Below are 11533 nucleotides of genomic sequence, written 5' to 3' on the forward strand. Positions count from 1 at the left end.
CGCGTCGGACCGGCGTGCGGGGTGGTGCGGGGGAGATCCGGCGGTGCTGCTCGTCAGAGCAGCTGCCAGAGGTGGTCGTCGGTGCCGTTGTCGTCGAACTGGACGACGTGGGCGCTGTCGGCGAGGGACATCAGGTCGACGCCGAGCACCTTGCCGGAGTGCCGGTTGCGGATGCGGTACCAGCCGTCGCCGTTGGCGACCAGCCGCCACAGGTGGTCGTCGGTGCCGGTGTCGCCGAACTGCACCACATGGGCGCTGTTCGCGGTGGACATGAGGTCGACGCCGAGCACCTTGCCCGAGTGCCGGTTGGCGATCCGGTACCAGCGGTCCGCCAGCCAGGGCGCCCCGTCCGGTGCGGCCGTCGGGAAGGACGTGATCCGCAGCCGGGCCGCCCCCATCGGGACGAGGGTGACCTCCTCGACCGGCTCGGTGCTGCGCGCCGGGCTCTGCTGGAGCGGCGCCACCACGTGCTCGTCGTCCGCGCTCCACTCGGGGATGCGGCGGGCGCGGGCGGTCAGCGTGAGCGGGGTGCCCTCCAGGGTGAAGGGGTTGTCGCCGGCCGCCGGCCGGGCCGAGCGCGGCTGCGGAGCCGCGGTGGCCCGGGGGAGCGCGCCGTCCAGCACGAGGCCGTAGTTCCACGGAGTGGTCGCGTGCACCGCGTACTCCGGGAACAGGTCGGTCCCGCCGATGCGCTCGTACTCCTCGCCGATCCGGAGCGAGTACGTCAGGGGGCCGCGGTCGATGCTCACCGAAGCGTGGTTCTCCGCCCACGTGCGCACGGTGGTGTGCTGCGGGAGGCGCAGGGTGACCCTGTCGCCGTTCTTCCAGGTGCGGTCGAGGCGGGTGAAGGCGGGCCCCGCCGGGGCCGCGACGCGCTGCCCGTTGACCCGGATCTCCGGCTCGGCGCACCAGGCCGGGACCCGCAGCACCAGCGGGAACTTCACCGTCTTCGGGGTCTTGAGCGTGAGGGTGACCGTGTCGGTGAAGGGGTAGTCCGTCTCCTCGGTGATCGTCACCTGGGTGCCGTCCGCGACCGCCGCCGTCACCTCGCTGGCCGCGTACATCGCCGCCGCCAGCCCGCCGTCGGGGGTGGCGAGCCAGAGCTCCTCGAGGAAGTACGGCCAGCCCATGCCGTAGTTGTGCGGGCAGCAGCGGTACTGGTCCACGCCCGGGAGGTACGCCTGCATCGCGAAGGGGTTCTGGAACTGCCGGTCCCGTTTGGGCTCGTTGTCCAGATCGACGCTGTTGGCGCTGGTGATGTAGTGGATCGCCCTGCCGGACGGATCGAGCGCGGCGGGCAGCGAGTTGAACGCCAGGTCCTCGCACCGGTCCGCCCACAGCGGGTCGCCCGTGATCCGGGTGAGCAACTGGTGGCTCGCCATGAACTCGACGATGCCGCAGGTCTCGAACCCCTGGCGTGGGTCACCGTGTCCGGGGCGGGCGTTCTCGTCGCCGGCGATACCGCCGCCGGCGAACTGCCCGTACGGGTTCATCGCCTTGGCGTACGTCCCGTACGTGTCCTTGGTGTCCTGCGCCGAACCGCTGCGCAGCGCGTACTGCGCGGGCTCGCGGAAGCCCTGCGCGATGTTGACGTTGTGCGGGTTGACCAGGTTGTCGCCCCAGTCGGCCCCGTTCTGGTGGATCTTGTCGGCGAGGTCGAGCAGGAAGGTGTCGCCGGTCCGGTTGAACAGCCAGAAGACGCTGTCCAGACCGTCGCCCCAGCGCAACGCGATCCAGCTCGTGTTGAAGGCACCCGGACCCTGGGCGTTCATGTAGCGGAAGAACCGGCTGAGGAACGGGATCACCCGGGTGTCGCCGCTGTACTCCTGCCAGGAGCGCAACGCCTGGATCAGGGGGAGGAAGGGCCAGAAGTCCGGGCCCCCGTTGAGTGAGGTGCGCAGGGCGGTGGGGCCGAAGAACCCGTCCGACGCCTGCGTCGTGAGGATCGCGTCGATCCAGCGCCGGGTTGCGGCGAGCGCCTTCGCGTCGCCGGTGACGATCGCCAGATCGGTGTACCCCCGCAGCCAGTACGGGACTTCCTCCCAGCCGCCCCGTTCGGTGTGCACCCAGCCGGAGGTGTCGAAGTCGAGGAAGTGCGAGAACTCCTCGTACCGCCCGCAGAGGCCGTTCAACTGGAGCTCGAGCTGGCCGGCGAGCCAGCCGCGTGCCGTGACCCGGCCGGGCGGCAGCTTCAGGAACGCGGTCGGGTGCAGCGGGGCGGCATTCGGGGCGTAGTGGCCGCCGCGTGCCACCGGTGCCACGTGACCCGCAGCGGTCGCGGTGGTGGCCCAGCGGCCCATGGCGGCGGTCGAGACCGCAGTGACCAGGGCACTGGTCACGAAATGCCGACGGTTCAGGGGCATGGGGAAGCTCCACTTCTGCTCTGCGACCGCCTCTTTCCGCGCCCTGGCACTACGGTTCCGGCGCATGGCGAAGGAGGCTGTCGCGTTCCGGTGCGGTGGTGCGACAACTTCTATGCAACGTTGGAAAATTGATGTCGGCGGTATGACAGCACGCCGTCAAGCCGGTGTCCAGAGATCGCGCAGCGGTTGGTGCGGAGGCGGGGGTGAGGGCGGGGGCGTGGGTGCGGGAGCCGGCCCGCAGGGGTGGGGTGCGCGGCGGCGGCCGGGGGGTGCGGACACGCCGGACGCCGGCCGCACATCCGACAACTTCCGATCCGTGGGACTGCCGATTCCGCGCCGGAACATCCCGCCGGATCCGGCGTCAAGGGCAGGGGAATGCGGTGCGCCGATTGATCGGGCTTTTCCCTGATGAGTTACTTTCGGTGGCTCCGGTCTCCGCCCGGCGGGAGCGGAATGGGGCATTCGACTTCCGTGCCCCCAGTTGCTTTCACAGTCGCGCGCCACGGCTGCACCACGACTGCGTATCCACTGTGTCGCTCGGTCGCGTGTCCCGGTCGCTGTTCCGCGGGCGACAAGTCGGCATATCCGTGAGCGCCTGAGTTCCTTCGTCATATTGACTTACCGTCATCGGACACGTTGAATGCCGTTGCCATCATGTGTATTCACGTGCGCCCTCGGCCTTTATCGCGGGGCCTTGTCCGCTGGAAGGACGATCCATGTTCTCCCGTTCCCGCGTGCCTGTTTCCTCAGGAGCGCTCGGCGCGCTCGCCACGATCGTCGGAATCTCCCTCGCGTCAGCTGCGGGATCTGCGGAGCTCCTGGCCGAGGTGCCCCCCTGTGCCGCCGCGGACCACGCCCCGTCGGGCGCGGCGGACATCGAGGCGGTACAAGGCGTCGAGCTGGGACGGGGCGCCGGTCGTGCCGTGCCGCCCGCGTGCGGTGCGTCGGCCGGTCGGATCACCGTCCCGACCGTCGGGGACTCCAGTGTTCACCGGGATGACGCCCATTGTTTCCGGGTAATGGGCAAAACTGGATTTCTCGCGCTCGAACTTTCCCGCGTCTTTGCCCTGGAAGCCGCAGGCCTTTTCTTCGGCGCGGATCTCACCGCGAACGGGACAACCCAGACCCCTGCCGTCGACAAGGACGGATTCGAGCCCGCCGGTGAAGGAAGCGTCGGCGGTGCGCGCCCGGTGCTCGTCGAAATCCGGGAGACCGGCTGACGCGTCACCCGTAAAGAAACACACTGGAGGAAACCGGTCCGTCGAGTGGACCTGACCGGGGCCTTCCCCGTTCGCGCATCCGACGGGTCCATCGGTAAAGCGCCTCGCTGCCGCACGGGGCGGGTTCTGTGGACCGGAAGGAATTCGTCGCTTCATCGCGGCGTCGGCGCGTCTCTCATCCGTCGCCCCGCCGCCACTCCTCCGTCACTTCGAGCAGCCCGCATTCCGTGGCTCCCACCCTGGAGAGAACCCCATGTCACATCCGTCCACACGCCGCCTCCGGCCGGTCGGTGCCGCCCTCGCCGCCGCGCTGGCCGGCGGCCTCGTCGGCTCGCCCGCACAGGCCCTGCAGGGGGCCGAGGCCACTGCCTCGTACAGCTATACGACCAAGATCGTCATCGGCGACGCCGAGCGCGCCTGCACCGGTGTGCTCGTCGCTCCCCAGTGGGTCCTCTCGGCCGCGAGCTGTTTCGCGGACTCGACCGGCGGTGTCCCGGCCGGAAAGCCCCGGACCCCCACCACCGTCACGGTCGGCCGCACGGACCTGACCGGGACCACGGTCGGGACCACCCGGACGGTGAGCCAACTCGTTCCCCACCCCGACCGGGACCTGGTCATGGTGAAGCTGACCACCGGCGTGGCGGGCGTGAAGCCCGTCGCCCTGGCCTCCACCCCCGTGACGGCGGGCGAGAGCGTCCAGGCGGCCGGGTTCGGCCGCACGGCGACGGCCTGGGTTCCCGACACCCTCCACACGGCCTCGTTCGCCGCGTCCGGCGACAGTTCGGCGAACGTGGCTCTGACGGCCGTGGGCGGTGCGTCCGTGTGCAAGGGTGACGCGGGCGGTCCCGTCCTGCGCAGCGCCGGGGGAGTCCAGGAACTGGTCGCCGTCACCAGCAGGTCGTGGCAGGGCGGATGCCTCGGCATGCCGTCCACGGAGACCCGCACCGGCGCCGTCGCGACCCGCGTGGACGACGTACGTACCTGGATCACGAGCACATCGTCCGCCGCCCCGGGCGACATGACCGGCGACAAGAAGCCCGACCTCGTCGCGATCGACAACCTCGGCAAGCTGCGTCTGTACCCCGGCACGGGAACCGGCGCCCTCGGAGCACCCGTCTCCATCGGTACCACCGGCTGGTCGGGTGCCTCCGTGACGCACCGCGGGGACTGGACCGGGGACGGTATGGAGGACGTCGTCGCCCGCGTCGGCGGCGATCTTCGCGTCTACGCGAACCTCGGCGACGGCACGCTCGCCGCTCCGGTCAAGATCGCAGGCGGCCTGCCCACCACCGCCCAGGTCGTGGGAGTCGGTGACGACACCCGGGACGGACAGCCCGACCTCGTCATCTCGTACAACGACAAGCTGTATCTGTACGCGGGCGTCAGTGGCACCGTTCCCTCGGTCGCCGCGCCCGTTCTCATCGGCAACGGGGGCTGGGGCGTGCTGACGCTGACGGCGCCCGGCGACGCCGACAAGGACGGCCGGGTCGACCTGCTGGCCCGGGACACCCGCGACGGCATCCTGTACCACTATCTCGGCCAGGCCAACGGATCGTTCAGCGACCGGACCGAGTACGGGCACGCGTACACCGTCGCCTACCGGCCGCTGATCGCGGGCGCCTCCGACGCCAACCTCGACGGCGTCGCCGACATGTGGGCCACCACGGACGAGGGCAACCTCGTGTTCTACAAGGGCGCGACCTCCATCCACGGCCCGGTCGACGGCGCGAGCACGCAGGTCGGCACCGGTGCCTGGAACACCATCGAGGCGATCAGCTGAGCGGGGCCGGCCCGTCGCACCGGGACGGGAGTGACCGGGCCGGCCAGGGGCCGGGCTCCTTCCGGAGCCGGGCGGCCGGACGCGGTCCGTCCGGCGCCCCCGATCCGCGCCGGTAAGGCCGGAGCAGGACGCGCGACCGGCGGCCGGCACCCTTGGAGGGGTTGCCGGCCGCCGGTGCGGGACGAGTACGCGGGTCAGGGGGCCGCCGCCCCCGGACCCGCTCGGCTCAGGAGAGCAACTCGATCTCGGCGAGGGTCGCCGTGGAGTCGAGCACCAGTCGGTAACTCCGGTAGTCGCCCGGTCGGGACACCGAGAACACCCGGGTCTGCTGCGTGTGGGCGAAGGTCTGGCCGGACCGCTTGTCGAGGTCCTTCCAGGTCTTGCCGTCCGAGGAGCCCTGGAGCACCCAGCCCTTCGGGGCCGCGCCGCTCTTCGCCGACGTCAGCGTGTACTGCGCGGCCTTCGTCGCCCTGGCGACCGGCAGCTCGACCGTGGCGGCCTCGGCCGACGTGGCGGAGGTGTCGTCGAAGAGCGCGCCGTCACCCTTCAGCACGTCCTGCTCCGGCGTGGGCACCTTGTCGTCCTTGGTGAGGGAGACCGGCGCGGCGTTCTTGCCGGTGCCCCACGAGGAGGGCTTGGACCCCATGTCGAAGTCGAGGACGCCACCCCTGGCGAGCAGGTCGTTCGGCAGAGTCGTGGAGGTCCACTTCTTGCCGTTGACCTTCAGGCCCTGGACGTAGATGTTCTTCGTGCTGTTCTTCGGGGCCTTCACCGTGAGGGTGCGGCCGTTCTCCAGGTGCACGGTGGCCTTGGTGAAGAGCGGCGAACCGACCGCGTACTCACCACTGCCCATGACCAGCGGGTAGAAGCCGAGGGAGGAGAAGAGGAACCAGGCCGACTGCTCGCCGTTGTCCTCGTCGCCGTGGTAACCCTGGCCGATCTCGCTGCCCCCGTAGAGACGGCCCAGGACCTCGCGGACCTTCTCCTGCGTCTTGGACGGCTGACCCGCGGCGTCGTACATGTAGGTGACGTGGTGCGCGACCTGGTTGCTGTGGCCGTACTGGCCCATGCGGACGTCGCGCGCCTCGGTCATCTCGTGGATGACACCGCCGTACGAGCCGGTGAACTCCTGGCCGGCGGTCTCCGGGGTGGAGAAGTACGTGTCGAGCTTCTTGGCGAGGCCGTCCCGGCCGCCGTACAGGTTGGCGAGGCCCCGGGTGTCCTGCACCGCGGTGAAGGCGTAGCCCCAGCCGTCGGTCTCCGTGTAGTCGTAACCCCAGACGCGCGGGTCGTAACTCGCGGACGGGACGCGCCAGCTGCCGTCGGCGTTCTTGCCCTGGAAGAAGCCGGCCTCCCCGTCGAAGAGCTTCACGAAGTTCTGCGCGCGGTTGAGGAAGTAGTCGGACTCCTCCTTGTAGCGCTTGTTCTTCGTCTTCGCGTAGAGTGCCTTGCCCATCTGACCGATGCCGTAGTCGTTGAGGTAGCCCTCCAGCGACCAGGAAAGTCCCTCGTGCGTCGAGGTGTTGGCGTAGCCGGTGAAGACCGAGGTCTCCATCCCCTTGCGTCCGACGCCCGAGGACGGCGGGACGACGGTGGCGTTCTTGAGGGCCGCCTCGTACGCGGCTTCGGCGTCGAAGTCCACGCCCTTGACGTAGGCGTCCGCGAACGCCACGTCCGAGCTGGTGCCGGTCATCAGGTCCGAGTACCCGGGGGACGACCAGCGGGAGATCCAGCCGCCGTCCTTGTACTGCTGCACGAACCCGTCGACCATCTCGCCGGCCTTCTTCGGCGTCAGGAAGGAGTACGCGGGCCACGTGGTGCGGTAGGTGTCCCAGAAGCCGTTGTTGACGTACACCTTGCCCTCGACGAGCTTGGCGCCGGTGTCGGTCGCGGTGTCCGTACCGGTCTTGGCGACGAACGGGCTGGCGTAGGTGCTCACGCCCTTGACCTGCTCGAAGCCGGAGTTCGGGTACAGGTACAGCCGGTACATGCTGGAGTACAGCGTGGTCAGCTGGTCCTCGGTGGCACCCTCGACCTCCACCTTGCCCAGGATGTCGTCCCAGGCGCGCCGGGCCCTCCTCTCCACCTGCTCGAAGGAGGTGGACGCCGGGATCTCCTGGGCGAGGTTGCTCTTCGCCTGGTCGACGCCGATCAGCGAGGTGGCGAGACGGAGCCCGACCTGCTTGTCCTTGCCCGCGTCGAACCGGAAGTACCCGGTCACCTTGTCCCCGCCGCCACCGGTGAGCTTGCCGCTCGCGGTGACCTTGGAGTCGAAGACGCCGTACACGAACAGCCGGGTGGCGCCCGTGGACCCGCCGCTCTTCACGTCGGAGTAGCCGGTGAAGGAGCTGGTGGCCGGGTCCAGCGTGAGCCCGCCCAGGTTGTTGACGTTGTCGAACACGACGCTCGTGTCCGCACCGGGGTAGGTGAACCGCATGCGCGCCGCGTGGTCGGTCGGCGTCATCTCGGCCTTGAGGCCGTTCTCGAACTTCACGCCGTAGTACTGCGGCGTCGCCGTCTCGTTCTCGTGACGGAACGGCAGCGCACGGGCGGACCGCGACGCGTCCGGGGTGCCGGAGGCGACGGACGGCATCAGCTGGAACGTCTGCCGGTCGCCCATCCACGGGCTCGGCTCGTGGCTGGCGCTGAACGCCTGGAGGGTGGGCAGGTTGTCCGCGTTGTTGCCGCGCGCGTAGTCGTACAGCCAGTCCGTGGAACCGGCGTTGGTGACCGGGGTCCAGAAGTTGAAGCCCTCCGGAACAGCGGTCGCCGGAATGTTGTTGCCGCGCGAGAAGCCGCCGCTGGAGTTCGTGCCGCGGGTCGTCAGCGCGTAGTCCGACAGGTGCGCCTTGGGCTTCGCGGGAGCCTTCGGGGCGATCGCTATGTCGTCCAGCCAGCCCTGGAACTGCGAGGGGCCGGCCGAGGAGTCGTACGCCACCAGAATCCGGTCGACGGTCTTGCCCGCGGCGACCGTACCGATGTCCGAGGCGACCTTGTTCCACTGGTTGACGTAGAGCCGCTTGGCGTCCGCCTGGCCCTGCGGGGTGAGCGCGCCACCGTTGGTGTCGGTGGCGCCGAGCTTGCTCAGGTAGGTGCCGTCGGTGAACGCGAGGTCCACCGCGACGTGCGTGGCCGGGTAGGCCAGGTCCGTCTTCGTCATCTGCGGGTAGACCAGGTACGACAGTTGGGTCGTACGGGTCACCGGCGTGTTGACGTCGAAGACCTTGTTGTACGAGTACGCGCGGCCCTTGTCCTGGTGGGTACCCGCGTAACGCAGCGCCTTGGTGCCGGTGAAGCCCGCACCGGACTTCGCCGTCGGCGACCCGGACGGACCCTTGTCGACAACGGTGCGCATCTCGTCGGGCACCGGGGCGGAGGTGTCGCCGTCCGAGAACTGGACGTCGGCGAGCTGGATCGCGTCCGATGCGCCGTGGTTCTTGGTGAACTCCAGGCGGAAGTGCTGGTACGCGGCCGGCTCGGCGATGTCGAACGAGCGGGTCTGGAAGCGCTCGTCGAAGGTCTGACCGGTACGGGTGTCCAGCGTCGTCCACGTCTGGCCGTCGGCCGATCCCTTGAGGACCCAGTCCTCGGGGTCGCGCTCGTCGTGGTCGTTGGCGGACGTCAGCGCGTACGTCGTCACCTTCGTGGACTCGTTGAGGTCGAACTCGACCCAGCCGGTGGGCTTGAAGCCCAGCCACTTGGTGGCGGAGGAGACGTCGACCAGGTTCTCCTTGACCTCGCCGCCGCCGGTGTTCTCGTCGCTGGCGCGGAGGTCCGTCACCCGGTCGGTGACGTTGCCCGGGATGCCGCCGGCGAACCCGCCGTCGACACCCTGCGAGAGGTCCTCGCCGTCCGGGCCGGTCTCCACGGTGCTGCGCCAGTCGGGCTGCTTCTGGCCGGCCTCGAAGGACGAGCTGAACGCCTGGGCGGCCGACGGCCGCCCGGAGCCGTTCTGCGGTACGGCGGCGAGTGAGGGGCTCGCTCCGACCAGTACGAGCGCCGCGGCGAGGGCGGCGACGCTGTGTCTCCGACGCGGACCCGCGTGGAAACGAAGATCAAGTGGTGGCTGCATACCGAGCCGTTCCTCCCCGGACGATGTTTGGACAACGTTGTCAAACTGGGATGCGGAGACCAGTAGGGAGGCAGCGAGGGTTCTGTGTCAAGGGTGTTACAGGAGAGTCGCGTGGCGAATCGGTGGCATTCGGGACAACTGGGAGGGCTATCCGGAGTGCGTACCGCCGCAGCGCGTCGACCGCCGCGGTCCGACGTGATGCAGTGTGATGCGGCCTGATCCGGCTGCCGGTCGTGAGGCCGCGCGGACCCCTCGCGCAGCGGCGTCGGACGTGGTCCGGGGCCGGCTCAACCGCGTCCCCTCCGCAGTCGAACGGTGGGGGCCGCGATGGGTCGCGCCGTCCATGTACGCACATTGCCGCCTGCGTTGCGCTTCGTTGCGTCAGCGAAGTGCGAAATCCGTCGTGTCGGGCGGCAGGCTGTGCACGGCTGCAAGGCGGAGACGGTGACCGCACCTCATGCGCGATCACGACCGCACCACGGTCCGTCGGGCGCCAAGGCGCGCAGTACGGCGAGTAGTTGCGGCGGTTCGACCGGGTCGGCCAGCGAACCCAGGTCCGACCACGCGATCCAGGCGTGCGTATCCAGGTCGGTCTGCTCGTCGGGGAGCAGACCGGTCCGCACGAGCGGTGGTCGTTCCTCGGTGAACAGCGCGAGGAAGAAGAGTTCGACCCCGACGTGCCGTTTGCCCTTCCACCGCACGTCGCGGTCGACGGGCACCGACCGGTCGAGGACCGCGGCAGGGTCGAGTCCGGTTTCTTCGGCCAGCTCTCGTCGTGCCGCTCTCAGCGGAGTCTCGTCCGGCTCGATGCCGCCACCGGGCGGCTCCCAGAGCCACGTCCGGTCGACCGGATCACGCCAGCGCAGAAGTAGTAGGCGATGGGCAGCGTCCAGGCAGATGACCCGGGCGGCACGCCGGTGCGTACTTTCCACACCTCGACGCTATCCGGGGCTCGACATGTCGATCAAGACCTGAGCCGCCTCGGCAGACGTCTCACCCGCACGTCTCACCCGCACCTCGACCCGGCGTGGGCGGAGGAAGAAATCCGTATGTGCAGGTGCGAAAACGGGGACCCGGCATGGCGGATCCCCGTTTCCGTGCGTGAACAGGCATGTTGGCCGTGAACCTCTCCGACCCGTATGAGTCCCCGGAGGGCGGCCGCAGCCCTTCGCGCCGGTCAACCCCTGCGCGTCTGCCGGGTCTTGCGCCAGCCGAAGGGGCCGGGCAGGTTCATCGAGGTGGTGCGGCGTCCGGTGCTGCTCCTGGTGCGCTTCGGGCCGTTCTTGCCACCAGTGGTGACGGACCAGGAGTGGCGATTGATGTTGAGTCGCACGCCGGGCAGGATCTGGAAACTCTTCCGAAAAGTGAGCGGCATCGGTGCCTCCTTCTGTCAGGAGTCCGGATGACCCGATCCGTTGGATGTATGCCTGGTCAAAATTTGACGCTCCGTCACCTGTACGGCGCACGTTGTGGATTGACTTCGGGTCGCGCTACCGGCTCCGGTGAGGTCGGGAGCGGGGGACCGAAGTGGGACCCGGGCCGGGCGGCGGAAGACGACGCGGCGTGGATCTGAGGTCAGGCTGGTGGCGGTCGGGTCCGGCGGCGACTCCTCGCACCCCGTCGGCGTCACGAAGTCGCGCCTCCGGCACTCTCCCGTACGGCCTGTCCGGATTCCATTGCAGGCGGGCCCGGGTGCCCTGTCGTCGCACGGGGCGTCCAGGAGGCAAGCGAGGGCGACCCGGGCGCGCAGCCGTTCGGGTACGGGGGTGGGGGGATGACCGTGAGCGGCGCACGGGGATGCGCGGGGCGGGGCGGCGGGCGGAGAGGGTGGAGCCGACGGCCTTGAATCGGCCGTTCCCGCCACTATGTGAAGAAAGTCGGCCGATTGCGGGGGATTAGGGGTGGCAATGCGGGGCAGGCGAGCTCTGCGGCGGGGCGATCTGCCCTCGCCGCGGAAGAAGATCGGCCTGGCGGCACGGCGATCTGCGAGAGGTGCGATCCCGTGTCCCCGGCACGTGCCCCTGGCATGATTCGACGGTGCGCGGGCCGAGGTGGAGGAGGGCTACCGGCCCTCCCCGCCGCGCCCGCGCGGGGCGAA

The 11533-nt window shown here is 69.6% G+C and carries 6 protein-coding genes; 2 read left to right on the plus strand and 4 right to left on the minus strand.

The features are described 5' to 3' along the window. Positions 1-53: 53 nt before the first annotated feature. Positions 54-2363, minus strand: coding sequence for a beta-L-arabinofuranosidase domain-containing protein (locus ACFYPN_RS27990; protein ID WP_389301993.1), 2310 nt, complete (start codon positions 2361-2363; stop codon positions 54-56). A 716-nt stretch (positions 2364-3079) separates the two neighbouring features. Here ACFYPN_RS27990 and ACFYPN_RS27995 point away from each other — a divergent pair. Both ACFYPN_RS27995 and ACFYPN_RS28000 read left to right on the plus strand, forming a co-directional pair. Beyond that, the gene (locus ACFYPN_RS27995) at positions 3080-3583 is read left to right on the plus strand and encodes a hypothetical protein (protein WP_389301996.1); all 504 of its coding nucleotides are present in this window, start codon (positions 3080-3082) and stop codon (positions 3581-3583) included. 253 nt (positions 3584-3836) lie between these two features. Continuing rightward, on the plus strand, positions 3837-5363 hold the full coding sequence (locus ACFYPN_RS28000; RefSeq protein WP_358760558.1) for an FG-GAP-like repeat-containing protein: 1527 nt from the start codon (positions 3837-3839) through the stop codon (positions 5361-5363). Positions 5364-5589: 226 nt separating this feature from the next. Here the strand turns inward: ACFYPN_RS28000 and ACFYPN_RS28005 are convergent, their stop codons facing one another. From ACFYPN_RS28005 to ACFYPN_RS28015, 3 genes are all read right to left on the minus strand, one after another. After that, positions 5590-9435 (minus strand): GH92 family glycosyl hydrolase, encoded by a 3846-nt coding sequence (locus ACFYPN_RS28005; RefSeq protein ID WP_358760557.1) that lies wholly within the window; start codon positions 9433-9435, stop codon positions 5590-5592. A gap of 455 nt (positions 9436-9890) precedes the next feature. After that, positions 9891-10367 carry an NUDIX domain-containing protein gene (locus ACFYPN_RS28010; RefSeq protein WP_358760556.1) on the minus strand — a complete coding sequence of 159 codons (477 nt, stop codon included), beginning with the start codon at positions 10365-10367 and terminating at the stop codon, positions 9891-9893. Positions 10368-10612: 245 nt separating this feature from the next. After that, positions 10613-10810, minus strand: coding sequence for a DUF4236 domain-containing protein (locus ACFYPN_RS28015; RefSeq protein WP_358760555.1), 198 nt, complete (start codon positions 10808-10810; stop codon positions 10613-10615). Positions 10811-11533 lie beyond the last annotated feature (723 nt).

It is taken from the genome of Streptomyces sp. NPDC005576, assembly GCF_042871745.1.
GTDB lineage: Bacteria > Actinomycetota > Actinomycetes > Streptomycetales > Streptomycetaceae > Streptomyces.